The following is a 26,501-nucleotide window of genomic DNA, read 5'->3' as shown; positions in this document are numbered from 1 at the left end:
GATCGGGATTGGATGATTTATCGCGGTTATGGGTTGCCGGTCAAAAAATTTCCGCCGGATCCGCCGATCGCAGTCGCCGAGTCGCGATCGTCCCCGAAATCAGACACATGACGATCGTCAGCACCAGTACTTCCGTCGCCCGAAAAACCGTCATCACGATCGGCAAATTGGTGGCATTGCGGGTCAGGTGATACAACCCCAGGGAGGCCCCTACCCCCGGCAAAAACCCCAGAATGGCCAGAATGACCGCCTCCTCAAACACGATGCCTAGTAGATAGACCGTCCGAAAACCCATGGCCTTAAAGGTGGCGTATTCGGCCATGTGGGCATTCACATCGGTAGAGAGGACCTGGTAGACGATGATCACCCCTACCACAAAGCCCATGGCCGTACCGAGGCCAAACACAAAGCCGATCGCCGTGTTCTTGGACCAGTACTCTTTCTCAAATTCCACAAATTCTGGTAGCGTCAACACCAACACATCGTTCGGCAAGGTTTGTTTCAGAATGGTGGCGACCTGTTGAGGATCAAACCCTGGCTTGACCCGCACCAGCCCCACGCTCACGCTTTCTGCTTTGCGTCGTGGGAACAGCCGCAGGAAGTTCTGATCACTGGTCATCAATGTGCCATCGGTCGCAAAGGAAGCCCCGACTCTAAAGGTGCCAATCAGGTAGATGGTGCGTCGTTCCAGCTCCGTGGTGACGGTCTGTCCCTGGTCCAGTTGGCTGAGGGCCTGAGTGTACTCTCCTCGGGAGGCCCGATCGAAGACCACCCGATCGGGCAGCTTGATCTCATCCTCGTAGCGATTTACCTCTGGCAGGTTGAACGCTGGTCGGTTGGGATTAAAACCAATCACCAGAATGGCTGTTTCCTTGTGGGTTTGGGGATTTTTCCAGTTGGCAAAAGCGGTATAGAGGGGATCGGCATAGGCGACACCGGAGACATTCTCGGCCTGGAAGAGCCGACGCCGGGGAAAGGTGGACATATTCACCAGGTTGCGGGCCTGAGGGCTGATTAAAACAATATCGGTGTCCAGGCTGCGGTGGAGGCGGGTGTTGCTGTCATACAGGGCACCCTGGAAGCCCAACTGCATGAAAATCAATACATCGGCAAAGGCAATCCCGGCTAGGGCCACCAGGAGGCGTCCCTTCTGATGGTTGAGTTGGAGCCAACCCAGGGGGGTACGGCGACGAATCCGTTCTAGGATGGGACTCACTGTTCAATCACCACCTTGACTTGCAAATTGGTTAACCCAGCCACCTTACGGCTGGAGGCTTCATCCAGCGTCACCCGCACTTCGACGACCCGGGCATCCACATTGGCTGAGGGATCCGTATTGATTACGTTTTGCCGCAGTACCCGGAGGCCAATGCGCTCCACGGTCCCATGCAGTTCTCCAGTCGTGGCGTCACTGGTGACGCGCACCCGTTGCCCCCGACGCACCTGGGCGACATCGCTCTCATATACTTCGGCGACGGCCACCATGCGATGGGTCTGGCCGATCTCAACAATGCCGTCTGGGCTGACCAGTTCCCCCGATCGGGTGTGAATCTTCAGCACCTGACCGGCCTGGGGCGATCGCACATAAGCCTGCTTCAGGTTGGCCTCGGCGCGTCGCAGACTGGCCTGGGCATAACCCAATTCGGCCTCAGAGGTAGATACATCCACGGGACGGACTTCGGCAATCCGGTCCAGGGTTGCTTGGGCTTCACTCAGTTGCTCGATCTGGGCCAATCGGGTGCGCTCCAGGGTAGCCTGGGCTTCCTGTAGACGTTCCTGGGTCGTTTGCAGGGCCAATTGTTTGCTATCTCGCTGGGATGCGGAAATGGCTCCTTCCCGATACAGGTCTAGGTAGCGGGTATTCTCGACTTCAGCATTGCGAAGTTCTGCCTGGAGCCGATTAACGGTGGCGATCTGGGCGTTGATATCTCCCTTGCGTTCGACGGCGATGCGGGCGATCGTGGCTTGCTGGGCCTGAATTTCGCCTCGCTTGGCCCCAGCCCGCACCCGGGCCAGATTGGCCTCGGCGATCCGCACCTGTTCCTCGGCCTGTTCCAGGGATGCCTGCAGCCGATCGCGGCTATCCAGAACGGCGATCACCTGCTCCGCTTTGACGGTATCGCCTTCCCGCACCAGGAGTTGCTCGACCCGGTTCCCTTCGCTGGATGTTGGGGCAGAGAGCTTGATGACTTCGCCCTGGGGTTCCAATCGGCCCAGGGCTGTGACGGTGCGTGCCGGGGCTGTGACCTGAACTGGGTTCCGGGTTGTTCCCTGGGCGCTCCGCAACTGCCAGATGGTATAGAGGCTACCCCCTCCCACCAGAATTGCAGCCAGAGTAGCCACGGTGATCGAGGGACGGAGCGCAAAGTTGAAGGGAGACAAAACCTTATCTGTCACATCATGGGTCATGGGACACCCCTAATTGGCTTAGAATTGAACTAGACAGTTTAGTTTTTAGGCTAGTACTAAACTAAACGGTTCAGATTAGAGGGGGCTTCATCCGATCGGATGAGCGGAGGGAGTGATTTGAATTTTTGTGTAGGCCTTTTTATTTAGACCTGGACCCTGTTTCCAGATGGGATAGTGTGATGACTAAAGACCATCAAGACATGACTCGATCGGGCAACCCGATACCCAATCCAGAGGCTGCTTCTGACAAGGCAGAGCAGGTGTTGATAGGGGCAATGCAGGAATTCCTCAAACATGGGTATGCCGCCACCAGTATGGATCGGGTGGCCAGTGCTGCCGGTGTCTCGAAAGCAACGGTCTATAGCCATTTCCAGGATAAGGAAGGGCTATTTAATGCCCTGATCAAACGCCTAGCTGAGAAAAAGTTTGCCCAGGTCTATGGTGAACAACCCCTGCAGGGGGAGCCTCAGTTCCTGCTGCGACAACTGGCGAAAAAGGCCCTGGACGAGTTGCAGACGGATCCAGAACATCTGGCCTTTGTCCGCCTGGTGATTGGGGAGTCGGGCCGGTTTCCTCAACTGGCCCAGACTTTTGTGCAGAACCTGGCCAAACCGGGGATTGAGACGATGGCCCATTACCTGGCAGCCCATCCGGAACTGAATCTGCCTGATCCGGAAGCGATCGCCCGGATTCTGGTGGGGTCAGTGGTTTACTTTGAGATGCTGCAGGAGATGCTGCATGGCAAAGAGATCCTACCGATGGAGAGCGATCGCCTGATCAATGCCCTGGAATATCTGCTTCTGGGCCGCTGCTCCCCGGAATCTACAAAATCAGTGATCTGATTTAGCACTCGACATCAGAGAGTGCTAAATTCTAGTTGGAGAACTAGGAGCATGATAGATGGCAAAAATTGTTGTCTTCAACGAAGAATCACGTAGAGCCCTGGAACGGGGTGTGAATGCCCTGGCGGATGCAGTCCGAGTTACCCTGGGTCCCAAGGGGCGGAATGTCCTGCTGGAGAAAAAGTATGGTGCTCCCCAAATCGTCAATGATGGGATCACAATTGCTAAGGAAATTGAACTGGAAGACCCTCTGGAGAATACTGGGGCCCAGCTGATTCGAGAAGTTGCCTCTAAGACCAAAGACCTGGCTGGGGATGGCACAACAACGGCTACCGTGCTGGCGCAGGCCATGATTCGGGAGGGGATGCGCAATGTGGCGGCTGGGTCTAACCCGGTGAGTCTACGGCGAGGCATGGAGAAGGCGATCGCGCACCTAGCGAATCAGATCAAGGCTGTAGCCAAGCCGATTGAAGGCAAGGCGATCGCGCAGGTGGCGACGGTTTCTTCTGGCAATGATGAAGAAATCGGAGCCATGATTGCCGAAGCCATGGATAAGGTTGGTAAGGATGGGGTCATTACTGTCGAGGAATCCAAGTCCCTTTCGACGGAGATGGATCTGGTGGAAGGGATGCAGATCGATCGGGGTTATATCTCCCCCTATTTCGTTACGGATGCAGAACGGATGACGGTAGAGTACGAAAACGTTCGCATTCTGATCGTGGATAAGAAGATTGGGTCGATTCAAGAGTTGATCCCCACCCTGGAGAAAATTGCCCGCGCGGGTCAACCACTGCTGATCATTGCCGAGGATGTGGAAGGGGAAGCCCTGGCTACCCTGGTGGTGAACCGGATGCGAGGGGTTTTGAGTGTGGCAGCGGCGAAGGCCCCCGGTTTTGGGGAGCGTCGCAAGGCCATGCTGCAGGATATTGCCGTGCTGACGGGAGGACAGGTCATTTCTGAGGACATTGGTCTGAGCCTGGATGCAGTTTCTCTGGAGATGCTGGGGAGTGCCCGCAAAGTCAGCATGACGAAAGATGCTACGACGATCGTGGCTGAAGCCGGTGAGCGGCAGAAAGCTGACCTGGAAAAACGGGTAGCCCAGATTCGCCAGGAACTGGATCGGACCGACTCCGAGTATGACAAGGAAAAATTGCAGGAGCGGCTGGCCAAGCTGGCTGGTGGTGTGGCCGTGATCAAGGTGGGTGCGGCGACGGAAACGGAGCTGAAGGATCGGAAGCTGCGGATTGAAGATGCGCTGAACGCAACTAAAGCAGCTGTGGAAGAGGGGATTGTGGCTGGGGGCGGAACGACCCTGATTCACCTGATTCCGAAGCTGGAAGAACTCAAAGCCACGCTGACGACCGATGAGAAAATTGGGATAGATATTGTAATTCGCTCTCTGGACGCTCCTCTCAAGCAAATTGCTGATAATTCCGGTGTGGAAGGATCGGTCGTGGTTGAGAAGGTTCGTGGCCTGGATTTCAATGTCGGGTATAACGCCCTGACGGATGCTTACGAAGACCTGTTTGCTGCCGGTATTGTGGATCCTGCGAAGGTTGTCCGATCGGCGCTGCAGGATGCTGGTTCGATCGCCAGTATGGTGCTTACGACAGAAGCACTGGTGGTAGAAAAGCCCGAGAAGAAGCCTGCTGGTGGTGCTCCCGATATGGGTGGCATGGGTGGCATGGGCGGCATGGGCGGCATGGGCGGCATGGGTGGCATGGGCGGCATGATGTAACTGCGGTCATCCGCCATCCTGGCATTTCCATCTCCCAGTGCGTATAAATGGATAGAGGCAGCTTATCTTTGAGTAGATAAGCTGCTTTTGCTGTACTGAGACAGAAACCCCATGGCAGAGAAACCTTCTCCTTCCACAACAGGCTATGAGCCAGAGAGTAGCTACCCCGGATACACCAGTCCGGCCATCCGCTTTGGCGCGGATGTCTCCAATGATGGGGATGATGAAGAATCCTATGTGGACTATTACTATGACGAACCTGGTGCATTACCGGGCACCCTCTTCATTGAGAGGGATGCGCCACCACCAGTTATTGTCCTGATTGACTACAACGAGGATAAGGCAACGCGCATCCAGATTGAAGCTCCTGAAGAGTGCGCAGCTTACCTGGATACCATGTCTGTGTCCTGGGTGGATGTCAAAGGACTGGGAAGCGAAGATGTTTTGAATCGCCTGGGCAAAGTGTTTAACCTGCATCCTCTGGTGCTGGAAGATGTGGTTAATGTTCCCCAACGGCCCAAGGTTGAGGAATACGAAGACCAGTTGCTGATTATCAGCCGCATGGTCAATGTCGTTCCCCATCGTCAGAGTTTTGTCAGCGAACAGGTCAGCTTTATTCTGAGCCGACACTATCTCCTGACCGTACAGGAAGAGCCTAAATATGACTCCTTTGGCCCAGTGAGAGAGCGCATCCGGACGAATAAGGGGCTGGTCCGGAAAATGGGGGCGGACTATCTGGCCTATGCCCTGATCGATTCTATTATCGATGGCTTTTTCCCGGTATTGGAGACCTATGGGGAACAGTTGGAAGAACTGGAAGATGAGGTCGTGGCTAACCCGTCTCGCCAGACCCTGGAGAAAGTTCATGAATTGAAGCGGGAATTGCTTACCCTGCGGCGGGCTATTTGGCCTCAGCGGGATGCCATCAATTCCCTGATTCGAGATGGTAACCCCCTGATTAGCGAGGAGGTCCGCATCTACCTGCGAGACTGCTACGACCACACGGTTCAGGTGCTGGACATGGTAGAAACTTACCGAGAACTAGCTTCTAGCTTGATGGATATCTATCTTTCTTCCGTCAGCAACAAGATGAATGAAATTATGAAACTGCTAACGGTCATCTCCTCAATCTTTATTCCTCTGACTTTTATTGCTGGGATTTACGGCATGAACTTTAATACAGAGGCTTCTTCCTGGAATATGCCAGAGCTAAACTGGTCATTTGGCTATGCGGCCTGTCTTGTCATGATGCTCCTCATTTCTGGGGGGATGGTCTTTTTCTTCTGGAAGCGAGGCTGGTTTGAGAACTTCTCTACGGTTAGAAAGGATTCTTAAGGATTCATGGATTAAACTGCTTGGCGGGATTAAACCTTGCAGGTGGGGCTAACGGGATGCCTCAAGAAATTCATACTCATAAATTCGCGGTTTTAAGCTATCCATTTCTTCCTGTTCAGGACCAAAAGATTGCCAATTTGCTGAAAGTTGTTAAAACTTATGTAAAACATGGTGTAAGCCGTGTCATTCTTTCACTAAGCTGATACACTCCGGCTGTAATAAAGGTGGGTCTGATACTTTGGTTCACTCCTACAGCCTATTCGTTATCATGGATTAGCTTGATTAGCCGCTGGGGATTTTGACTGTGCGAGTTCCGCTCGATTACTACCGAATTCTAGGGCTACCGCTTCAGGCCACTGTCGAACAGATCCGACAGGCCCATCACGATCGCCTGCTGCAATTGCCTCGTCGAGGCTATTCAGAGGCAGCCATTGCTGCCCGCAAGCAGTTGATCGACGAAGCCTATACGGTTCTTTTTGACCCAGAGAAACGGCAGACCTATAACGCCGCCATTCTGGGCAAAGCCTATCAGCCTGAATTTGGAGCGCCTGAACTGACTTATGCCGATCGTTCCCGTCCCCAAGACTCTGAGGGGGCTGGGGGAGCGATTGATACATTGTCCGTTCAGGAACCTTCTCTCTCCCTGCCACAATTCTCTGTGCAAACGCCAGCGGCGGCGGTTCCAACTCTAGCTCTGCAACCCCTCAGTCTTGAGATCGACACCGAGCTATTGATTGGAGCCCTGATGATCCTGCTGGAGCTGGGTCAGTATGAACAAGTTTTGTCCCTGGCGCAGCCTTGCCTGGGTGTTCGAGGCTTTAACCTGAATACGTTGCAGGTTGGGGAACCTAGCATTGCCCAGGTTGATATCGTCCTGACCGTTGCCCTGGCTTATCTGGAAATGGGCCGGGAACAGTGGCATCAGGGGCAGTATGAAAATGCGGCGGTTGCGCTGGATGCAGGTCAGGAGCTCTTGCTCCGGGAAGGGGTCTTTGCCACCCTGCGGGGTGAGATTCAGGCAGATTTATATAAGCTGCGTCCTTATCGGGTCCTAGAGTTACTAGCCCTGCCCGATGAGCAGATGGGTGCCCGACGGCATGGGATGAAACTGCTCTGTGACATGCTGCAGGAGCGGGGTGGGATTGATGGAACGGGCAAAGATCAATCTGGCCTGACGATCGATGATTTTCTCCGCTTTATTCAGCAATTGAGGAGTTACCTGACTGCGGCTGAGCAGCAAATTTTGTTTGAAGAAGAAGCCCGTCGCCCTTCAGCTGTGGCTACTTACCTGGCTGTTTATGCTCTGATTGCGAGAGGGTTTGTCGAATTTCAGCCTGCGCTAATTCGGCGGGCTAAGGCGATGCTAAACCGGCTCAGCAGTCGCCAAGATGTTTATCTGGAGCAGTCTGTCTGTGCTTTGCTCTTGGGGCAAACCCAGGAGGCGAGTCGGGCGCTGGAATCCAGCAGTGAGGATGAAGCCCTCTTGTTTATTGAGGAAAATTCCCAGGGTTCACCTGACTTGTTGCCAGGCCTCTGTCTCTATAGCGAACGATGGCTTCAGGAAGAGGTGTTTCCCCATTTCCGGGATCTGGCTAACCGCCGGGCAGTCCTCAAGGAATATTTTGCAGATTCCCAGGTTCAGGCTTATCTCGAAGAGTTGCCTGTAGAGATGGAGTCCACCCACGAATGGGAAGTGGTGCGGACAGAGCGGGCTGCTGTGGGAAAACCGACAGCAGGGCCTGTGGGTGCTGAAGTGGGGATGAAACCGCTAAATGGTTGGAAGCCAACCACCTCAGGAGCTTATAAAGCTTCTGCCGGAACTGTCTCGGCTTCAACCTATCGGGAGGCTCCCTCCCTGCGGGTCGATGAGATGGCTGCAGCAGGGCCAAAATCTTCTGCGGTGAAAACAGCGGAACGGGAGACAGTGTTGCCGGAAACGACAGCCCGCCGTTCTTCTGCTGGGGGCAGAGCAGCAGGCGGATCTCGATCGCGGTCTGCCACTCCCGCTAAAGGACCATTGCCCGATCGCAATGGGGTGAAATCGTCGGAACGATCCCATACTGGCGGTCTGGGTAGTGGCCTGGATTCTCATCAACAGGGGCTTGGAGAAGGAGCTCGTCGGAATTATCCTGCTTCCTCCACTGCAGGGAGGAGCGGTGCTTCTGTGTTTCTTCCTTGGGTGCTGGGCCTATTACTCCTGGTTGGCGTTGGGGCAGTTACCCTCAGGGTCTATCAGTATCTGACTCAGGGGAATTCAGAGAGTGCGTTGCCTGATCTCCAGAAAGACCAACCTATGGTTGGGTTGAACCGGCCCTTGATAGAAATTCCGGAGCCAGATACCCGTGCCATTTGGAAGGGGCCTCTCGACAAAAAAAGTGCTGAACTGATTATTCAAGCTTGGTTGAATGCTAAAGCGATTGCGCTTGGACCCAATCATGATGGAAGTAAGTTGAAAGAGGTGCTCACCGATCCCGTACTTTCCAAGTTTCAAAAGCTCTCGGAAGAATCCAAGCGGGAAGACTGGTATCGACAGTACAAGTATCGTTTGAGCGTTGATGCGGTGAAGGTGAACCAGGCCAATCCAGAGTCTGCTGAAGTAGAAGCTTCAGTGAATGAAACTGCTGAGTTGTTTGAAGGGGGTGTCCTGAATCAGGCAGCTTCAGCAGATTGGGATTTGAAGGTCCGATATGAGCTGGTGCGCCGTAATGGAGAGTGGCGGATTCGAGATATAGTGGTTTTGAGGTAAAGGCTGGGGATGTCGCCGGGCCTCTGTCATTATGCTAACGCCCACCTCAGACCATGACTGAAGCCCTCCTGCATGCCTATACGCCTCTGCTCCTCTGGACGGGATTGGGTCTGCTTCTCTGTGGCTTTTTACCCCCCTCTTTTGCCCGCCTTCTGGGTCGGGTTCTTTACTGGGTTGGTGTTCCTTTACAAATTTTGGCCCTAGCCCGTCACATGGATTTTTCTATCCAGGTGGGGCTGGCTCCAGGGGTCGTCATGTTGGCTCTGGGATTAGCTTGTTGTCTGGCTTGGCTCGGCTTGCAGGCAAATCGTTGTTTGGCTTCTGAGACCGAGTCTCTGGTTCTTTACGATCGTTCCCACCGGGGTAGCTTTGTGCTGGCTTCCATTCTGGGGAATACCGGCTTTGTCGGCCTAGCGATGGTTCCTTCCCTGGTGAATGGTGCTGCCCTGACCTGGGCTGTGCTTTACAGCATTATTAATAATGTTTTGGGGACGTATGGCTTAGGGGTGTTTATTGCCAGCTATTATGGGAGACCTTCTGGGGGTCACCACTGGTGGCTGCAGATTCGAGATGTGCTGACAGTGCCGTCTCTCTGGGCTTTTGTTCTGGGGATTTCCACCCAGGCGATTGTGTTTCCAGACGGGATAGAGAAGGGGCTGAACATAGGTCTGGCCATTGTCATTGCAGGTGCACTTCTTTTGATGGGCCTGAGGTTGCGTCAACTCAGGGGTGTCCAGAGTTTTCGAGTCGCTCTAATGCCTGTGGTTTTGAAAATTGTGGTCTTGCCTGTACTGATTGGTCTGATCTTGACCCTGCTGGGGATAGAATCGCAGACCCGACTAGCTGTGGTCTTGATGGCGGGAATGCCCTGTGCTTTTGCCAATTTAATTTTGGCTGAAGAGTATGACCTGGATCGGGAGATTGTTGCCAGTAGTGTGGTGCTGTCTACCATAGGAATTTTGGGAACGATTCCGCTCTGGCTATTCCTGTTTAGTTAAAGCTTTGAATTGCGCTCAAAGCAACTCAGGGAAATGGTTTAGCTTGCCAGTATTGGTTTCCCCTGGCCGTGATTTCCTGAAGGGGTATCCGCTTGTACAGCAAAACGAATGGTAAAATCTACCTGGATTCCCAAAAGCCTATCCCAAAGACATGCCTATGTTGTCCTTAGAAGTCAGTAAACCTCAAGCAGGCCTGAAGTTAGGCACAGTCTTGATTGTCGAGGATGAAGAATTGATTCGAGAAACAATTTCTTTGACCTTGGGAGACGAAGGCTACGAAGTCCTGGTCGCTGAAGATGGTCGGACTGCCCTGGAAATGATCCGTCGCCTGGAAGAATCGCGGGAGGATCAGACTTCACCTAGGCTGGATCTGATTATCCTCGATTTGATGCTGCCTTATCTGAGTGGCCTGGATCTGTGCCGCTGGATTCGTCACCATGGCAACAACGTCCCTATTCTCATGTTAAGTGCGAAGGGAACGGAGACCGATCGGGTCGTGGGTTTGGAAGTGGGGGCGGATGATTATCTGACTAAGCCTTTTGGAATGCGGGAGTTAATTGCTCGATGTCGGGCACTCTTGCGCCGTCATCATCATCCTCAACCTCAGACCCAGGAAGCTGTGTTGCGATATCAAGATATTATTCTGTTTCCCCAGCAATGTCGGGTGACAGTCAGAGGTGATGAAATTAACTTGTCTCCTAAGGAGTTCCGGATTCTAGAACTGTTCATGAGTCATCCTCGTCGGGTTTGGTCGCGGGAGCAGCTGATTGAACGAGTCTGGGGGGCTGACTTTATGGGCGATAGCAAAACGGTGGATGTCCATATCCGCTGGTTGAGAGAAAAACTGGAGCTGGATCCCAGCCATCCAGAGCATCTGCTGACGGTGCGTGGGTTTGGGTACCGCTTTGGTTAGGGTTCTCTGGTCCCAGACAAAAAATGCCCCCAGGTTTGATTGGGGGCAGACAGGATCCTTGTTCAGGTATATAGCCAGGATGACAGACGCTTAAAAATCAAACGAGCGCCAGATCACTCAATTTGATCAGCCTTTGCATGGGTAGCTCAGTTTCTTTACGGATTGGAATTGTCCATTAATCTGATAGGTCTAATCTGATAGGTCATCTAATCGGGTAAATCATCCATGCCCAGACCCCCAGTCATCCTTAACTGGGTAGCCAGAAGCTCCAGTTTTTGACGTTCCTGCTTTAGATCCTCCTCCAAAGACTCAATTTGCTCCCGGCGGGCTTCAAGCTCCATCGTTCTCCGGGCTAATTCCTGGCTTTCCAGCGTCAGGGATTGCCGCCATTGCTCTGCCCGCTCTGCCTCCTGTTGCAAGAATGCGGGAGTAATCCCCAGGGTCAGATATTTTCGCACCAGATCAATGACCCAATCTTTAGCGTCAGCGATCGTCAGGATTTCACGCTTGCTAGAGAGTTGAACCAGAACCAGTGACCCTTCCACAAAAACACTCGCCTTATCACTGGCCAGAACATCTTCCGCAGGAGCAAGGACCCAGGTGGTTTCCGTTTTTTGATAGGCAAGCATACGCAGCCCTAAGGCTCCGGAGGCTTCTACTTTGATGACCTGCGCCAGGTGAAACATCACATCCAGCGGTATAAATCATTTTGTAGAAGAAGTATACCGCTATTTTCAGCTCCTGTAAGTATAGGGGCTGCCAGGGCATGCTCTGGCAGCCCAAACCCTCAAATCTTGGTCAGATTTGGCTTTTCTCCATGGCCGTTCTGGTTGGACTGAATAGCAGCCTTCCCATTTTTGCCGTTTCCATTGCCATTGCGGGGCTGGATGACGCCATATCCCCCGTGGTTGCGCTCGTAAATCACATTGATTTCACCGGTCTCCGCATTGCGGAACATGTAGAAATCGTGATCAACCATCTCTAATTGTTCCAGAGCCTCCTCGATCGTCATCGGAGGCATGGCAAAATACTTGGTGCGTACCACTGTGGCTGGCAATTCTGGCGTGCGGTCTCCGATGAGATCAGCTTCGACAGCCAGATCTTCCACGACAGTTCCCAGTTTAGGCTTGGCGTAAGCCTTATCCTGCCGCCGCTCTTTGTATTTACGAAGCTGACGACTGATCTTATCTGCCACCAGGTCAATGCTGGCATAAAGATTCTCGCTGCTTTCCTCAGCACGAATCACGGCACCATTGGCGTAGATCGTTACTTCAGCCGTCTGCTTAGGGTTTATCCGGGGATTGCGAGCCACTGACAGGTTGACATCTACTTCCATGGCCAGAGACTGAAAATGGCTAATGGCCTTCTCAACTTTTTGATGCACATACTCATGGATTGCGTCGGTGATTTCGATGTTTTTGCCCTGGATAACAAGCTTCATAGAGCTTCCTCCCCTAACGTTGGGTATAAATCGTCAACTAGAGGTTATGAGTTGGAGGGCGCAGGTTGGTTCAGGTCCGATCGGCAGTGCCTGAAAACACACCCCCTCTCTGATGACAGGGAGAGATCTGGAACTGACAAGCCGTCGCTTCCTTCCTCCACCTGCCCTGGAAAGGGGGTTGACTGAATACTGTTACATGGACCTGTCGAGATTCGATTCTGCTCAAAACTCAACATGCGAAACCCATAACTCTGTCATATCAACACCCTAGCACTTTGTATTCTGGAGAACAGGCTGCTTTATGATCTTTTGCATCCGTTGATAATTCTTGATTGCAAGCCTCCCATTTTGCTACATAGGGCTCTTGATTTTCTCGGGGATTAAGAGTACTTTTCCAACTCTTTAAGATTTGAGGGATGGTTTCTCATGTTGAATCGCCATAGCGCATGGGCGGGTGCTACCGCCAACACAGCCCTTCGGGTAGACTCCATTCCCTGTCGGTTCTATAACCTCGGGTTGACACCCTATGCAATGGCTTGGCAATGGCAACAGGCGCTGGTGGCTGATCGTCGCGCCAACCCAAATTTGGAGGATGTCCTACTGCTGCTGGAGCATCCCCCCGTCTATACCCTGGGTCAGGGGGCCAGCCCGGATTTTCTCAAGTTTGATCCGGCGGCCTCTGAGGTCCAGGTGTGGCGAGTGGAGCGGGGCGGGGAAGTGACTTACCATTGTCCCGGTCAAATTATCGGGTATCCCATCCTGAATCTCCACCAATACCGCCAGGACCTCCACTGGTATCTGCGCCAATTGGAAGAGGTGCTGATACGGGTGTTGGCCGGATATGGGTTGTCTGGAGAGCGTTTGGCCGGATTTACAGGAGTCTGGCTGGAGGGACGCAAAGTAGCCGCGATCGGGATTAAAGTTTCCCGCTGGATCACCATGCATGGCTTTGCTCTGAATGTTTGTCCCGATCTGGAGGGCTTTCGGCACATTGTTCCCTGTGGCATCGGGGATAAACCGGTGGGCAGTCTGGCTGAATTTGTGCCGGGGATTCAACCTGATCAGGTGCGGGTTGCGATTGCTGTTGCTTTCTCAGAGGTCTTTGGAGTGACCCTGAAAGAGCCTGATGATGCACTTCCAGGGTCGTCCTATCTTCGGAACCAGATTATTGCTGCCAACGAGCTCGGTAATTGCGGGCATCCAGATGGCTCAGATAGGGAAATTTGACATAACGGCCCAGCCCCCCTGGCCACCAGGGATCTAAGGCCCAATAGAGCTGATCGCCAGTTAAGCCTTCACAGTAAAAATCGATCGCATCGCCGACAATATGGCGGCTGTTAGAAACACCGCCTACGGCTGCATTGACATCAGGGGGGCGATACCAACTGGTAATTTGAAAGGGTCGCCCAATCCGATCGTGGGCCTGCTGGGCTAACCGGGCGATCCGGATGATGGCCTCTACCGTGGCCTGATCAGGGGGCATGCGGGTGCCCCCATGGGTGGCCTCAGCCCAGGTGAAACTGCCCTCTGGAATGATCGAGGCATAGAGCTGGAGATTGTTGGGAGTCCAGCGGGCTGGACGGGGGGGGAGGGCGATCGGAGTAGGACGGGGTGCGGCTTCTGGGGTGTTGGAACGGGCCTGCTGCATACGCCGGACATCATCCAGTAAGGAACGAATGGTTTGATCCCGCGTTTCCAGACCTCGCCAGAGCTGGACCAGGCGAATCAGGGCTTCCCGCTGGTCCTCCCCTTCCCGATAGGCTCCCGGAATCCGGCGGATGAATTCCAGGAGTTCTCGATCTAGCTGGGCTGCAGCATTGTTCAGGGTTGTTTTATCTGTACTGTTGCCTGAGAGAATTTGTGGATGAATGCCCAGGGCGACCAGAGCACTGGGGCGGGAATCCAGTTTGCGCCAGATTCGAAATCCTTCCACAAGAGCGTTTCGATGGACTCCCTGACTTTTATAGTATTGGGGCACCCGCTCGACGAAGGCGATCAGGGCGGGATCAATGATGTTCAGCTTGGTTTCGGGAGAGTTATTGTTGCCCAGATCCCGGATTGCGGCTTCCCTAGAATCCAACTGTCGCCAGAGTTGGGCCAAGCGTAGTAAAGCTTCCCGCTGGTAAGGTAGACCGCCGTAGTTCAGAGAAGCTCGCTGCATGAATTGCACCAGGGCCTGATCCAGGGCGGGTTCATCCGGGGGAGTGTCGGGGGTGGGGGGTGGTTGCAGTTGCAGGCTCTCGATCGCAGCCTGCTGACTATCCAGTTTGCGCCAAATCCGGACTGCTTCCAGGATTGCCTCTCGTTGGTAAGGGAGGCGCAGGTAATAGGACGGTAGACGCTCTGTTAGGCCCAGGAGGGCACTGTCCAGGTAGGCCAGATTCTGGGGTAACTTTTCTGCCTTGAAATCAATATTTAAGTCTGTGATATAAGCCTGCTGCAGGGCTTCTGGATCGGCGATTTCCAGGCGAGCTGCCACTGGACTGGTCGAGGGGGGGGCGTAACCATCAGCCACTTTTCGTAAAAACTTTTCAGCGTACCGGCCTCGATCGGCATCCCACAGGTCATTGCCTTTCCAACCACTGGTTACCAGGCTATCCGTCAGGATTCGAATGGTATTGGCGGCAAATTGGACTTGACCTGGGAAGGAGTTGACCTGCTCCAGGGTGATTCGGTTAGCTGGAGAAATACCCAAACCAGTTTCTCCATCTGGCAGTAAGAGCTGTTCATGAACAGCATAGAGGGCTGCCAGAATTGACTTGTGAATCCCAGTTCGTTCTGCTTCCAGCAGATAAAAAGCGTTGCGCTGATCAGGTGTCAGTTTTGCCATTTTTCAGTTGTGTCGTTGGGGACTCAAATGGACTTGGACCAGGAGCAGCTTTGGCCCGAGGGATTGGGAACCAAGCAAGCTAGCATTTTCTACCCGATGTTTCCACTTTTTTTACCTAGATTAACAAGTGTTAGCAAACATCCTGTTCCGGACAATGCTTAGGAATGAGAATTCAATAAAGTATCAAACTCCTGATTGTCCTCACCCCCCTGCCCCCTCTCCCAAATTTGGGAAGGGTTGGGGGTGAGGGCTGAAGAAATCCAGGTGATTTAATCCACGATCCTTAGAAAAATCTCAACCTATGTAAGGCATGTTAGGAATGAGAATTAAATAACACCGATAAACTCCTGATTGCCCTCACCCCCCTGCCCCCTCTCCCGCYGGGAGAGGGGGAGGGGTTGGGGGTTGGGGGTGAGGGCTGAAAATCTCGGAGTTATTAAATCCACGATCCTTAGAAAGGAGTACCGATTCCGATCGATATCCCAGCCGTCAGGTCTACAGCAATAATCCGATCGGTCATGCTTTCCTGAACCGGAGCCTGGGAGGGTACATGTCACCTTTGCCCTCACCCTAAATCCCTCTCCCAATTTGGGAGAGGGACTTTGAAATGATTCGGCTCCCCTTCGCCCTTTTTGGGAGAAGAGGCTGGGGGATGAGGGCTAGAAAGCATCACTGCAAAAGTGACATGCTCCCGCCTGGGATTGAGTTTGCAATTGATGGTAGGTGATGGCTTGCTGGATTGCTTGCAATCGCCGCTCCTGATCTGCCTTGATGGAATCCTCTCGATTTCCGAGCCCTGGAGCATTCCATTGCCCTGTATCCGGATTGAGGAACGATCGGGTCCGAGCCCAGATCACCGCATCCATGCCCTGTAATCCCTGCTGATGAGCCTCCTGCAATCGCTCCACGTACCCACCTCGACTCAGGGCAGCTCGGGGAGACTGGTTTGCCAGGTCAATGCCATTGAGTTCTTCCAACAGGCTCATCTGCACCCCCAACCGTTCGGCCTGTTGCCGCAAGCGACGGGCCTGACCTGTCAATCGCCGCAGTTGCTTAACATCAGCCTCGGCAGGAGAATCTGCGCCATGCTGGTAAGAGAAGCTGCCCAAATTCCAGACGCCGTTACCAGGGTCGCGATGACCATAGTAGGCCCAGGTTCTGCCCCCATCGGGAGTGCGTGTCCCCTCTGCTGCGCCCACGGCCTTTGCCACCAGGGAGAAGGACCCGCCCTGAAACAGCAGGTCGAGGTCTGTTGCAGAGGGAGCCGTGCTGACCGCCGTTGTGGCTCGGTTGGGAACTGCTGTGGGCTGTCTCGCTGCTGCGACAGGGCTCTGTTGCGGCAGGGGACTGTCAAGACTAAAGTCAAGTTCGATCGACGCCCGTGGCAGGGGATGACTGGAGCGAGAGGCTTGAACGGGTACAGCCCGGTCTGCAGTTCGAGCTGAAGTTGTGTCTGAACTGGCTGGAACACCCTGAGGTGGGACGGCAAAGGCAGTCTCCCCTACAGAATTAAAATCCAGTTCGCCACTCTTCAAACTCACAGCTTGGACGGCAGGAGTGCTCATTAGTAAGCTAATCAGGCCAACCACAGGAAGGACCGGCAGACCCATCGATCGCAACTCAGAGTCCTCCTCCTCGGCTCTGAGGTCGTCCAGATCGTCATCCGAGTCTGGCCCACTCAAACCTTGATCTAGCAGTAAATTCGGGCCTTCCTCTTCCTCTTCATCTGGACCCTCATAGAACCTGTCATACCTGTCAGGCTGTTTGTCTAGGCGGTTGTCGAAGAGTTCCTCAAAGCTTCTCCTGAAGCTCTGACTGAAATTCTCATCAGAGCTGTGATACAGGCTCTGATACCTTCTCTTACTGGGGTGACTTAAATACATAAGGCGGGTCAATCGTGGCTGTCAAAGGAAAAAAGACTCAAGAAGCTTTATGGTCTTCCTTCTGCAAAACCAACCCCATACAGGACAATACAATTAACAACCAAGCGCTTCCCAGAATGATGCTTGCCATAGTCCAGGCCCTCTTAAATAGTATTTATGTACTAAATTCATGAATACTACTTTAGTACTTAAATACTGGTTTGCACAATAGAAGAGAGAAAAATTAAGGTCAGGCGGGCTTGATAGATGCATGTAATGCCCCCCTGAGATCGGAGGTAATGGCTGCGAGAAAGGGCGCAATCCACCCATAAAAACGGGACTGGCGCGATTCGAACGCGCGACCTGTCGCTTAGGAGGCGACCGCTCTATCCTGCTGAGCTACAGCCCCAAATTCCTAGCTGATCATATCAGTTGAGTTAACTAGGTGGCCAGAGCTTCCCCTGAAGCGGTGGATACAGAGCCGCTGAGGAGTTGACCGGGAGATGCCAAATTAAATCAGGTCACGGCGGTTCCGACTCATCTGCAGGGATCACTGCTGGCATTGAGGACAGAAGTGGGCCGATCGTCCGGCCATCCGCAACCGCTGGATCAGGGTCCCACAAACGCGACAGGCCTCTCCTCCCCGACCATAAACCCAGGCTGCCTTGCCATAGTTGCCATTAATGCCCTGGACATTCTGAAAGGTGCTGAAAGTAGTCCCCCCTACGTCAAGGCTACTTTGTAAAACTTCCAGAATGGCTCCCCGGAGTCGCTCAATTTGCTTCTGTTTAAGCTGGGTACAGTGACATTCTGGATGAATTCTGCTGAGAAACAAAGCTTCATCAGCATAAATATTTCCCAGACCCGCCACGATCGTCTGATCTAAGAGGGCGTTTTTGATGGGACGCCGTCGATGCAATAATTGCTGACGTAAATACTCGCTGGAAAAGCTTTCAGAAAAGGGTTCAGGACCTAACTGCTGCAAACCAGAGATCACCTGCTCCACCGATCGATCAGGAGGAACCCACCAGATCTGACCAAAGGTGCGCTGATCCACAAACCGAAGTTCCTGATCCCCCGACAGAAAGAGCCGGACACGGGTATGCTTCTGCAAGGCTTCTGAGCTTGACAGGCAGCGAAGTTGACCTGTCATCCGCAAATGCACTCCCAGCCAGCCTGCAGCTTGTGACTCAGATGTATGTAACTCACCCAGGAGATATTTTCCCCGCCGGTGCCAGCGAAACAGAGTTGTTCCCTGCAGACCTGCCAGAAAATCCTCAATAGAAAAGGGGTAGGCGATGGTACGTGGCAGTAACACATCTCCACCCCTAATTTCTTGATTCAGGGTTGTATGATTTAAACCCTGACAGACAGTTTCAACTTCAGGTAATTCGGGCACAGCCAATAGAAAAAGTTGGCCAGAATTTAGGAGTTAGATCAAATTAAAGCAAGTACAGGAAGGGGGAGCAGTGGAAGAACCACTGTTTGAAGGCATAGCCTTCAAACCCCTCATTTGATCGGTTAAGACCCCCTGACTACTTAGCAGCTTTCTTAGCCTTGGGTGCTTCTACTTCAACAACTTCAGCTTGGCTGAAGTTGTTGGTGTTCACACCGGCATAGTTAACTTTGTCAAAACGGACAATCACAGGATATTTAATGCCGCTCTGGTCTACAGAAGCAACCGTCCCAATATCCTTGAACCAGTAGGATTCTTTACGGAGAATACGAACTTTAGAACCGCGTTGAACCATGAGTGCTTTTTCCTTATTGATATTTCAACCCATGTAATAGATTTCTGGGAGTTAAAGTGATGACTCACTTGTAAGTACAAGGCTTACAACCCGATGAAATCTGTCAGATGATTTCCAGAGTACTACTCCAACGGCGGTTTCAGCGCAATCTCTGTTTTAAGTTTTGTTTCTAAGTTTCCCTTAAACAGGGCCTGCGCTTCGATCTCTGGCTTGCAAGAAAAGCCAGCGGTCCCCTATTCGACCCAGCGAACCTGCACAAAGTGAACGGGGGCATGATCAGCCCGTTCTGCAGGAATGCCGACTTGTGGCAGGAAAGCCAGGTTTTCTGGCAATGGCGTCACCGATTCAACCGCCAGGTTGAACGGGATAGCTGTCGTCAGATATTGCTGAGTCAGCCTGCCAAATCCAGGCGTGAGTTGTGCAGCGGTTGTTGTGGCCAGACCCAGGCCAATGAGTTGTTCGATCGGTCCACGGGGCAAGAGGAGATGAAACCCAAGGGCAAAACCTGCCGTCAGCATCATACCGACAGAGAGATTGGTGCCACAGCGAGGATGAATTGCCAGATTCCATTCCCCGCTGGTAATTCGATTCAGAGCCCTGCGGACAGCCCAGGATAGCCTGGCTGTCTCTACAGGACCGTAGAGATAAAAGCCGCGTTCAGTGGAGATTCCTCCTATGGATGTATCGTTTTGTGGTGCAGAGTTAGCTTCGTTGCGTCGTGCAGCCTCTGCAAGTTCACTAAGAACCCAGACTGTGGCATGCTCCAGGGCATGAACTTGGCGCAACATCAACAGTTCCTTCAGTCCTGGAAGAAAACCCACTTGTTGGAGCAGATCACTATCCTGGCGGGGTTGAGGAGCAACTAAATCAATTCTCAGGGCGTCCGAGAAAAGTTCCCCAATATCCCAGAATGGGGTGGCAGAATCAACCATAAAACAGACCTCCGAGCAACAGTCACTTGATCGGTCTCCCTACGAATGACCGGATAGTCCTAAGATTCCAGCTTCTAGCAGTTTTGCAGTTTGGGAGCTTTAACTGTCAGATCTCAAGCACCTCATGCAAAAGGGAGTATCAAGGGAGTATCAATAGTCTGCCCTAGGTCCTTTACATGGGGGGAGCGGCTTTCGTAAATCTTATCCCCATCAGATGCCTGTTCCTGGCCTCAGGGATGGATCATACCCAAAAATAGAATAAGGGCGCAACGAGATGCGCCCCTGGTGGAAATTCGGGCTCTGACAACTGTATAAATTCAGGCCCTTAGCTGGTTGGCTGAGCAGGCTGCCCTGGTTGAACCGCAGGGGGTTCCCCAACTGACTTGGCTACTTCAACGCCATACTGCTCCAGAATCACGATCGGCCCTTCTGAGGTATTATCGATCCGCTTAACGAGCACCTGTCCATTGGATAGACGCTGGCCGATCCTGACATTACGGCTCGTGGGTTCATCGGGGGCCTGGACAATGGCCTGAGATTCATTGCCTACGGTGATCACACCCGTCACCACCACAGCTCTGGCAGTAGTCGGTTCAGGGGGTGGAGGGGGGGCAGTTGCTACTGGAGATGAAGCGCCACCTGGGAGGGTTCCGCCGGGGCGGCGTACTCCAGGTCTTGTGCCGGTTGTCCCAGGGGTAACGGGAGGGTTGTTGGGTGAGGGCTTGACGTTGGGCAACCCTTTCACACCAGGAACTGTTTTGTTCCCAGAGGCTTTAATGGGGGTTCCATCAGGGTTCTTGGGAACGAGGAGAACTGGTACCACATTGGGCAGGGTCGCAAAGGGATCTTTACGGCCCTTTTGTAATTTGAGAATGCGCTCCTCTGCTGGAGTCGATTGAATTAAACCAGGAGCTGTGGGCTTGGCTGCAACCACGATCGGCTTGTCGAAGCTGCCTCCCTTATCCGGCTTGGCCTCTGGCTTGGCAGGAGTAGACGCAGTGGGTGAAGGAGATGCGGCTTCAGGGGAAGGGGACGATGCTGTGGGAGGACTTTCTTCGCCTCCACATCCCCCTATCACCAGAGCTAGTACTCCCATGATCGCCAGTAATGAACGTTTACGCATCCCTGCCTCCCGAGGCATTATAGATAACCACCTATATCGACTACGTTAACAATAATTCTGGAAATTTCACCCGCTTCTGGGAAGAAACTTTTCGCGGGTTGGGATTCCGTTATTGGTGATTGGTTCTGGGGGAGGTTTTTTATCCCAAGGGGCGGATGCTTTGGGAGGATATCTTCCAGAATGCGACTTCTGGGATGGGCCTGGGGAGAGGCGATGGCTGGGTCAGACGCGATAAATCGCGTCTTTACGGGGGTTAGTCGCTGGTGACGGCTTTTTGGCCGAGCTTGGGTTCGGTGCCTGCTATCAGGCGCTGGATGTTGGTGCGATGCCGCCAGATGACGTAGGCTCCACCTACCATGGCAAACAACTGGTAGGGGAGGGGGCGGGCTGTGATCAGCATGAGGATGGCGACTGCGATCGCGGCAGCAATGGAACTCATGGAGACGATGCGCGAGAGGGCAATGACAAGCCCGAAGACGGCTAGGGTTGCTAACCCTACCTGCCAGTCGAGGGTGAGGAGGACGCCCAGGCCTGTAGCCACGGATTTCCCCCCCGTAAAGTTGAGCCAGATAGACTTGCTGTGGCCCAGGAGGGCTGACAGGCCAGACAGGACAGCCAGCCAGGGAAGCCAATTCACGGGTATCACGGAGGGAGGGGCCGTCTGGGTGAAGGTCGGCAGGCTGTAGGCCAGGTAGACCAGGGCCACCGCTAAGGATCCTTTGAGGATATCAATGGCCAGAACCACGATCGCGGGGCCTTTGCCCAAGGTTCTCAGGACGTTCGTCGCTCCTGTAGACCCGGAGCCATGTTCTCGAATATCGATTCCCTGGAGCAGTTTCCCGGCCAGATAACCGCTGGGAAAGGAGCCCAGGAGGTAGGTAACAAGCAGTAACACACCATTGAGAGCCAGCCAGGAAGCCATAGCGCATTAACCTCAGCTATATCGCATGGACGAGTTAGGGGCCTGGGGATCGGCTGCATAGCCTAACCAGAGGGGATATTGCAGCAGGGAAAGGTTGACCTGTACTTCCGATTCGTCAATCACGATCAGGGGCAACTCGCCCTGTTTCAACAATCGATCGGCTTTCTGGGTCACGGCTTCTGCGGTCTCAAACAAGCTTACCCCCTGCTCAGGACCAAAATCAGCCCGCGAGATGCCCAGGCAATCCTGCAGCCCCCGTCGCCATTCTCCCAAACGCTCGGGACTGTTGGCCAAAATTAAGGTGCGCAGGTCATCGTCATAGAACTCTCGCAAGACAGAAATGACTGCAGATGCAACCAGAATATTTTGGAGTCGGCTGCCCACAGTGCGAATTGCGCCCCGTCCCCCTTGTTTGAAGAACCAGTTAGAAACTCGATCAGCGTGCACAGGCTCAAAGGTGCGTCGCAGTGACCAGGGAGCCCCATAATAATCCGGTTCAGAGCGATAGCGATCGAGCAAGGCCCGGATCTCTTTGGCTTCTTCTTCGAAGGATCGTTCCGCAAACTTGGGCTTTGGATCGACTTTCTCCGAGGATTCCGCTGGGGTTGTCGAGGACGCAGGTTCTGCTGCCTGGGGCAACAGTTGCAATTGCTCCGCTGCAGTGACCAGATCTTGCAAACTGCCTACCAGATAATCTTTGAATCCCTGGACCCGAATCGCCAGATCCTGGGAAGCACCGGCGAAAGTCGTGCGCATTTCAGTGCGGATGCGTTCCTGGCGACGTTCTAGCTGCTCCACGGCAATCTGCAGGGTTTGCTTGCGCTGCTCCAGTTCACCCAAGCTTTGTTGAAACATGCGCCCCAGATTGAGCTCTATTTCTGCCACCTGCTTCTGGAGTTGATGGTAGGTCGATCGCAGGGTTTCCAGATCTTGTCTCAGGGCTTGCTCTTCCCGGCGCAGATCAGCGACACGACGTTCCAGCGTGATCTCTTCAGACGGAGCAGTTTCAGAAGGGGATTGAGATGAGTCCATTACCATTGAAAATTCAACGTTCCAAATTTAACGATGCCAGGGAAATTCAAGGGGGAGAATTGACAGGCCTGCCCGGGGGCGAATTGTTCAACCGGTTTCCACCCAGATCTAAGCTTTAAATTAATGGCCAATTCGCTTCTCCAGAGCGGTTCTTAAGGCTTTGGGGTCAAATAAGATAGGCAGAAAATGAATACTTTTTACTTCCCGGAAGTAAAACAGCACTGGGAAGCCATCCCAGAAGATAACCCAGTTCTGCCAATCTGCATAAGGGAACCGCCGAATTAAGGTTTCAGAGCGATAGACATCGAGGGCTGTTTCAGTCAATCGCAGGCGCAAGGTCACGGTCTGGAACATCAGAAACAAGCCAAATAGACCCATTACAGCGCCGATCCAGACTTGCAAGAGGGCGATGGGAAGGGCTGCCAAGGCCAAGACGATTGGAATGGCATAGCTGGGGGCAAGTTCAACTACCTCTGTGGAAGCAGTCGTTGGAGTTGTAGCAGTCACAGGCAAGACTCCCGGAACAACATCAGACTTTCCTCCATTCTATAAGGGTCTGACCTTATAGACCTTCCAGGACTGCACTCCCCAATCCCTGGAACATCAGCCAGGACAGGAAGAAATTAAAAATAAAGATAGACAGTAACGAAGTCACGACTGCACTTGTCGTGGATTGCCCAACTCCCTTAGCGCCGCCGGTTGTGGTTAGGCCCCAACTGGATCCAATGACCGCAATGAGGGCTCCAAAAACAAAAGCTTTGAGTGCCATGCTCCAAAGATCCCACAAATCGAGAAAATTCTGAGCCGAATTCCAGAACACATTGGGGGAGATATTGTAGAGGGAACTGGCTATGAGGAAGCCTCCTACCATCCCTGTAATCAGGGACAAAATTGTGAGAATAGGCAGCATGATGCAGCAGGCCACCACTCTGGGAATAACCAGATAGTCGATCGGATCTGTTTTCAACATGTAGAGGGCATCGATTTGCTCGGTGACTCGCATCGTTCCGATTTCGGCGGCAAAGGCTGAACCCACGCGCCCAGCCAGGATCACTGCTGTTAACACAGGAGCCAATTCTCGGGCGAGTGCCAGGGCCAGGACACCTCCCACAGCAGTACCTGCTCCCAGGCGAATAAACTCTCGGGACACCTGAATGGTGAACACCATGCCCACAAAGGCAGCCGTCGTCAGGGCAATCAGGAGGGATTCAGGACCAACAGCAGTCAACTGCTCCATAATGTTACGACGATGGAACCTACCTGCCAGGAGATGGATAATCACCTGTCCCCCCAGAAAAGTGGCAGCCAGCAATCGCTGGCCCCAATGCCCGATCCCGGATCCGTTGGACGTATCTGTCATGGATTCACAAACCTTCAATAAAAATATTTAAGGGAAACCTAAGATTTCTGACTTTTCCCTCTGGCCAGGAAGAACAGATTTATTGTAGTAGGTGGCGCACTAGTTCATCCTTAATAGTCCTGCCTATCCTCCGATTTATCTTTGCATGAATATCTTGACTACAAGATTGTTAAAAATAGGGCTCTTAAAGTGGCCTGTGTCACGCCAGTTGCTGCGGTCCCTGTTGTTGACCAGTTTCCTCAGCTTCACAGGTCCTCTCATTTTCATGGGTGTTCTGCTCATCAGCCTGAATGGGCTGAGTGTGCTCCCTTTCTGTAGGGACATCATGTTGTTTGGCATTGCTCAACTGAAATCCTTTCTGGTTGTGTTTGGGAATGGCAGCCTGATCAGAGGTCTCCTGACCATTGGCCTGACTTGTAGCTTGGTGGGAAGCTTGTTTGATACGTTTACCCTCTATCGCTACCAGAATCTTCGAGACTAAATGTTAAAGTCTTCCTCTGTGGCAAGGGGTAAACTCTAAGGGGTGAGATTTCAAAGGAGTTATCCCAGCGTGTCCCAGGCTAGCGAAGTTTACCCTGTCATTTGGCAGACTGATCACGTCTTGTTGATCGATCAAAATCACCTGCCGAGCCAGTATGAAATGGTGATTATTGATTGCTTCGAAGATATGGCTCAGGCAATCAAAACCATGATTGTCAGGGGGGCTCCTGCGATCGGAGTGGCAGCAGCTTATGGCATGTATCTGGGGGCAAGGGATCTGGAAGTCACCGACCGACAGGAATTTCTGGCCCAACTGACGGAAGTGGCGGTGCAACTTAAAGCGACTCGCCCTACTGCCGTCAATCTCTTCTGGGCGATCGATCGCATGCTCAAGGCAGCCCAACAATTTGAGGGGCCAGTGGCAGAGATCCCATCTACCCTGCTGGAAATGGCGCAGACGATTCACACAGAAGACCTGCAGACCTGTCATCAGATCGGTGATTATGGCCTGGAGGTTCTCCCCGATGCCCCGGATCAGGTCCGAATCTTGACCCACTGCAATGCTGGTGCTCTGGCCACTGCCGGATATGGTACAGCCCTGGGGGTGGTGCGATCGGTCTGGCACAGGGGTCGGCTGGAACGCCTTTACATTGATGAGACGCGACCTCGCCTGCAAGGAGCCCGCCTGACAGCCTGGGAATGTGCTCAGGAAGGGATTCCCGCTACCCTGATTACAGATAGTATGGCCGCCCATTGTATGCAGCGGGGGTTGGTTGATCTGGTGGTGGTGGGAGCCGATCGGATTGCTGCTAATGGAGACACGGCCAACAAGATTGGAACCTATAGTTTGGCCTTGGTTGCCAAAGCCCACAACATTCCTTTCTATATTGCTGCCCCCCTGTCCACCATCGACTTTAAGCTGAGCGATGGCAGCCAGATCCCGATCGAAGAACGCAATCCCGCCGAGATTTATCAAATTGGGGATACCTTCATCTGTCCTGCTGGTGTGGACTTCTACAACCCTGCCTTTGATGTCACCCCAGCAGAGTTGATTGCGGGCATCATCACTGAACATGGTGTGATGCAACCCGGCGAGTTAGGGCAACTTCAGGGAAAACAGGCAATCTAGGATTCATTATGGCGACTTTCCCCTCCCCGGCTGTCGGTTCTCTGGTCCAGCCCATCCCGGTCCATCCACAAGACAGCTTTGCCATTACCTTTGCCCCCTTGGCCCTAGAGGATGTGTATACCCTGACCGATGACCCTGCCAACGGGGCGATCGTGCTCATGAGTGGCATGGTCCGTAACAAAACCGATGGGCGAGCGGTGGTGGCTCTGGAATATCAGGCTTATGAACCGATGGCCCTCCAGATTTTTCGCCAGATTGCGGCTGAGATTCGGCAACAGTGGCCGATCGTCAACCGGGTGGTGATTCACCATCGCATTGGCCGACTTCAGATTGGGGAAATCAGCGTCCTGGTGGCTGTCGGTTGTCCCCATCGCTCTGAGGCCTTTGCCGCCTGCCAGTATGCGATTGACCATCTCAAGCACAGTGCGCCGATCTGGAAAAAGGAGCGATGGGAAGATGGTTCCAGCAGTTGGGTTAGTATTGGGGCCTGCGAACAGAAATAGCCGGATCAAAACAATGATCCACTGGCTGAGTAAAGCTAAACCAGTGGATCACGTTCAAGGCTTGGTTGCGCCCTCAGGATCGTGGATTTAATAACTCCGAAATTTTCAGCCCTCACCCCCAACCCCCAACCCCTCCCCCTCTCCCGCTGGGAGAG

At 53.2% G+C, this 26,501-nt stretch carries 24 protein-coding genes and 1 tRNA gene; 10 read left to right on the top strand and 15 right to left on the bottom strand.

Features of this window, described 5'->3' with window-relative positions:
• Positions 1–40 precede the first annotated feature (40 nt).
• Positions 41–1,216: an ABC transporter permease DevC gene (gene devC / locus BST81_RS05595; protein ID WP_075597558.1), complete on the bottom strand. Its 1,176-nt coding sequence runs from the start codon at positions 1,214–1,216 to the stop codon at positions 41–43.
• Positions 1,213–2,409, bottom strand: coding sequence for an ABC exporter membrane fusion protein (locus BST81_RS05590; protein WP_075597557.1), 1,197 nt, complete (start codon positions 2,407–2,409; stop codon positions 1,213–1,215). The genes devC and BST81_RS05590 overlap by 4 nt, the downstream gene beginning before the upstream one ends.
• A gap of 179 nt (positions 2,410–2,588) precedes the next feature.
• On the opposite strand from BST81_RS05590, the gene BST81_RS05585 reads away from it, so the two are divergent.
• The 6 genes from BST81_RS05585 to BST81_RS05560 all read left to right on the top strand — a co-directional run bounded on the left by BST81_RS05585 (position 2,589) and on the right by BST81_RS05560 (position 10,981).
• A complete protein-coding gene (locus BST81_RS05585; protein WP_253188096.1) occupies positions 2,589–3,251 on the top strand; it encodes a TetR/AcrR family transcriptional regulator in 663 nt (220 codons plus the stop codon).
• 58 nt (positions 3,252–3,309) lie between these two features.
• On the top strand, positions 3,310–4,989 hold the full coding sequence (groL, locus tag BST81_RS05580; protein WP_075597555.1) for a chaperonin GroEL: 1,680 nt from the start codon (positions 3,310–3,312) through the stop codon (positions 4,987–4,989).
• Positions 4,990–5,100: 111 nt separating this feature from the next.
• A complete protein-coding gene (gene corA / locus BST81_RS05575) occupies positions 5,101–6,324 on the top strand; it encodes a magnesium/cobalt transporter CorA (RefSeq protein ID WP_083636686.1) in 1,224 nt (407 codons plus the stop codon).
• Between the two features lie 304 nt (positions 6,325–6,628).
• The gene (locus BST81_RS05570; protein WP_075597554.1) at positions 6,629–9,070 is read left to right on the top strand and encodes an IMS domain-containing protein; all 2,442 of its coding nucleotides are present in this window, start codon (positions 6,629–6,631) and stop codon (positions 9,068–9,070) included.
• A gap of 53 nt (positions 9,071–9,123) precedes the next feature.
• A complete protein-coding gene (locus BST81_RS05565; protein WP_075597553.1) occupies positions 9,124–10,068 on the top strand; it encodes an AEC family transporter in 945 nt (314 codons plus the stop codon).
• A gap of 157 nt (positions 10,069–10,225) precedes the next feature.
• Positions 10,226–10,981 carry a response regulator transcription factor gene (locus tag BST81_RS05560; protein WP_075597552.1) on the top strand — a complete coding sequence of 252 codons (756 nt, stop codon included), beginning with the start codon at positions 10,226–10,228 and terminating at the stop codon, positions 10,979–10,981.
• Positions 10,982–11,187: 206 nt separating this feature from the next.
• Here BST81_RS05560 and BST81_RS05555 read toward each other — a convergent pair whose 3' ends face one another.
• Both BST81_RS05555 and raiA read right to left on the bottom strand, forming a co-directional pair.
• On the bottom strand, positions 11,188–11,667 hold the full coding sequence (locus BST81_RS05555; RefSeq protein WP_075597551.1) for a hypothetical protein: 480 nt from the start codon (positions 11,665–11,667) through the stop codon (positions 11,188–11,190).
• 101 nt (positions 11,668–11,768) lie between these two features.
• Entirely contained in the window at positions 11,769–12,422 is a 654-nt protein-coding gene (gene raiA, locus BST81_RS05550; RefSeq protein ID WP_075597550.1) for a ribosome-associated translation inhibitor RaiA, read from the bottom strand.
• Between the two features lie 426 nt (positions 12,423–12,848).
• Between raiA and lipB the strand changes: the two genes are divergently transcribed.
• Positions 12,849–13,649, top strand: coding sequence for a lipoyl(octanoyl) transferase LipB (lipB, locus tag BST81_RS05545; RefSeq protein ID WP_083636685.1), 801 nt, complete (start codon positions 12,849–12,851; stop codon positions 13,647–13,649).
• Here lipB and BST81_RS05540 read toward each other — a convergent pair.
• From BST81_RS05540 to BST81_RS05490, 11 genes are all read right to left on the bottom strand, one after another.
• Positions 13,588–15,252, bottom strand: coding sequence for a D-Ala-D-Ala carboxypeptidase family metallohydrolase (locus BST81_RS05540; RefSeq protein ID WP_075597549.1), 1,665 nt, complete (start codon positions 15,250–15,252; stop codon positions 13,588–13,590). The genes lipB and BST81_RS05540 overlap by 62 nt on opposite strands.
• Before the next feature lie 659 nt (positions 15,253–15,911).
• On the bottom strand, positions 15,912–16,934 hold the full coding sequence (locus tag BST81_RS05535; RefSeq protein WP_143780240.1) for a hypothetical protein: 1,023 nt from the start codon (positions 16,932–16,934) through the stop codon (positions 15,912–15,914).
• A 515-nt stretch (positions 16,935–17,449) separates the two neighbouring features.
• Positions 17,450–17,523: transfer RNA gene (locus BST81_RS05530), tRNA-Arg, on the bottom strand.
• A gap of 141 nt (positions 17,524–17,664) precedes the next feature.
• Entirely contained in the window at positions 17,665–18,513 is an 849-nt protein-coding gene (locus BST81_RS05525) for a DNA-formamidopyrimidine glycosylase (protein WP_075597730.1), read from the bottom strand.
• A gap of 136 nt (positions 18,514–18,649) precedes the next feature.
• A complete protein-coding gene (locus BST81_RS05520; protein WP_075597547.1) occupies positions 18,650–18,865 on the bottom strand; it encodes a photosystem I reaction center subunit IV in 216 nt (71 codons plus the stop codon).
• Positions 18,866–19,098: 233 nt separating this feature from the next.
• Positions 19,099–19,797 (bottom strand): DUF6391 domain-containing protein, encoded by a 699-nt coding sequence (locus BST81_RS05515; protein ID WP_075597546.1) that lies wholly within the window; start codon positions 19,795–19,797, stop codon positions 19,099–19,101.
• A gap of 325 nt (positions 19,798–20,122) precedes the next feature.
• Positions 20,123–20,920 (bottom strand): hypothetical protein, encoded by a 798-nt coding sequence (locus tag BST81_RS05510; RefSeq protein WP_075597545.1) that lies wholly within the window; start codon positions 20,918–20,920, stop codon positions 20,123–20,125.
• A 253-nt stretch (positions 20,921–21,173) separates the two neighbouring features.
• Positions 21,174–21,842 carry a glycerol-3-phosphate 1-O-acyltransferase PlsY gene (gene plsY, locus BST81_RS05505; RefSeq protein WP_075597544.1) on the bottom strand — a complete coding sequence of 223 codons (669 nt, stop codon included), beginning with the start codon at positions 21,840–21,842 and terminating at the stop codon, positions 21,174–21,176.
• A gap of 12 nt (positions 21,843–21,854) precedes the next feature.
• Positions 21,855–22,874: a DUF3086 domain-containing protein gene (locus BST81_RS05500; RefSeq protein WP_075597543.1), complete on the bottom strand. Its 1,020-nt coding sequence runs from the start codon at positions 22,872–22,874 to the stop codon at positions 21,855–21,857.
• 120 nt (positions 22,875–22,994) lie between these two features.
• Positions 22,995–23,381: a DUF3119 family protein gene (locus BST81_RS05495; RefSeq protein WP_075597542.1), complete on the bottom strand. Its 387-nt coding sequence runs from the start codon at positions 23,379–23,381 to the stop codon at positions 22,995–22,997.
• A 55-nt stretch (positions 23,382–23,436) separates the two neighbouring features.
• The gene (locus tag BST81_RS05490) at positions 23,437–24,234 is read right to left on the bottom strand and encodes an MlaE family lipid ABC transporter permease subunit (RefSeq protein WP_075597541.1); all 798 of its coding nucleotides are present in this window, start codon (positions 24,232–24,234) and stop codon (positions 23,437–23,439) included.
• 196 nt (positions 24,235–24,430) lie between these two features.
• Between BST81_RS05490 and BST81_RS05485 the strand changes: the two genes are divergently transcribed.
• The 3 genes from BST81_RS05485 (at position 24,431) to BST81_RS05475 (ending at position 26,346) form a co-directional block, all read left to right on the top strand.
• A complete protein-coding gene (locus BST81_RS05485) occupies positions 24,431–24,715 on the top strand; it encodes a hypothetical protein (RefSeq protein ID WP_075597540.1) in 285 nt (94 codons plus the stop codon).
• 69 nt (positions 24,716–24,784) lie between these two features.
• Positions 24,785–25,843, top strand: a complete 1,059-nt coding sequence (mtnA, locus tag BST81_RS05480) for an S-methyl-5-thioribose-1-phosphate isomerase (RefSeq protein WP_075597539.1) — start codon at positions 24,785–24,787, stop codon at positions 25,841–25,843.
• An 8-nt stretch (positions 25,844–25,851) separates the two neighbouring features.
• The gene (locus BST81_RS05475) at positions 25,852–26,346 is read left to right on the top strand and encodes a molybdenum cofactor biosynthesis protein MoaE (protein ID WP_075597538.1); all 495 of its coding nucleotides are present in this window, start codon (positions 25,852–25,854) and stop codon (positions 26,344–26,346) included.
• Positions 26,347–26,501 lie beyond the last annotated feature (155 nt).

Origin of the sequence: Leptolyngbya sp. 'hensonii', from assembly GCF_001939115.1 — a bacterium.
In the GTDB taxonomy this organism is placed as follows: domain Bacteria; phylum Cyanobacteriota; class Cyanobacteriia.
The sequence above is the reverse complement of the archived record's forward strand: the minus strand, read 5'-3'. Positions and strand labels throughout refer to the sequence as shown.

What these genes read in the sequence shown, in the direction of transcription:
- BST81_RS05590 (WP_075597557.1), bottom strand. Translation starts at nt 2,409, where the DNA reads ATGACCCATGATGTGACAGATAAGGTTTTGTCTCCCTTCAACTTTGCG.
- BST81_RS05585 (WP_253188096.1), top strand. Translation starts at nt 2,589, where the DNA reads ATGACTAAAGACCATCAAGACATGACTCGATCGGGCAACCCGATACCC.
- groL (WP_075597555.1), top strand. Translation starts at nt 3,310, where the DNA reads ATGGCAAAAATTGTTGTCTTCAACGAAGAATCACGTAGAGCCCTGGAA.
- corA (WP_083636686.1), top strand. Translation starts at nt 5,101, where the DNA reads ATGGCAGAGAAACCTTCTCCTTCCACAACAGGCTATGAGCCAGAGAGT.
- BST81_RS05565 (WP_075597553.1), top strand. Translation starts at nt 9,124, where the DNA reads ATGACTGAAGCCCTCCTGCATGCCTATACGCCTCTGCTCCTCTGGACG.
- BST81_RS05560 (WP_075597552.1), top strand. Translation starts at nt 10,226, where the DNA reads ATGTTGTCCTTAGAAGTCAGTAAACCTCAAGCAGGCCTGAAGTTAGGC.
- BST81_RS05555 (WP_075597551.1), bottom strand. Translation starts at nt 11,667, where the DNA reads ATGTTTCACCTGGCGCAGGTCATCAAAGTAGAAGCCTCCGGAGCCTTA.
- raiA (WP_075597550.1), bottom strand. Translation starts at nt 12,422, where the DNA reads ATGAAGCTTGTTATCCAGGGCAAAAACATCGAAATCACCGACGCAATC.
- lipB (WP_083636685.1), top strand. Translation starts at nt 12,849, where the DNA reads ATGTTGAATCGCCATAGCGCATGGGCGGGTGCTACCGCCAACACAGCC.
- BST81_RS05540 (WP_075597549.1), bottom strand. Translation starts at nt 15,252, where the DNA reads ATGGCAAAACTGACACCTGATCAGCGCAACGCTTTTTATCTGCTGGAA.
- BST81_RS05520 (WP_075597547.1), bottom strand. Translation starts at nt 18,865, where the DNA reads ATGGTTCAACGCGGTTCTAAAGTTCGTATTCTCCGTAAAGAATCCTAC.
- BST81_RS05515 (WP_075597546.1), bottom strand. Translation starts at nt 19,797, where the DNA reads ATGGTTGATTCTGCCACCCCATTCTGGGATATTGGGGAACTTTTCTCG.
- BST81_RS05510 (WP_075597545.1), bottom strand. Translation starts at nt 20,920, where the DNA reads ATGCGTAAACGTTCATTACTGGCGATCATGGGAGTACTAGCTCTGGTG.
- plsY (WP_075597544.1), bottom strand. Translation starts at nt 21,842, where the DNA reads ATGGCTTCCTGGCTGGCTCTCAATGGTGTGTTACTGCTTGTTACCTAC.
- BST81_RS05500 (WP_075597543.1), bottom strand. Translation starts at nt 22,874, where the DNA reads ATGGACTCATCTCAATCCCCTTCTGAAACTGCTCCGTCTGAAGAGATC.
- BST81_RS05490 (WP_075597541.1), bottom strand. Translation starts at nt 24,234, where the DNA reads ATGACAGATACGTCCAACGGATCCGGGATCGGGCATTGGGGCCAGCGA.
- BST81_RS05475 (WP_075597538.1), top strand. Translation starts at nt 25,852, where the DNA reads ATGGCGACTTTCCCCTCCCCGGCTGTCGGTTCTCTGGTCCAGCCCATC.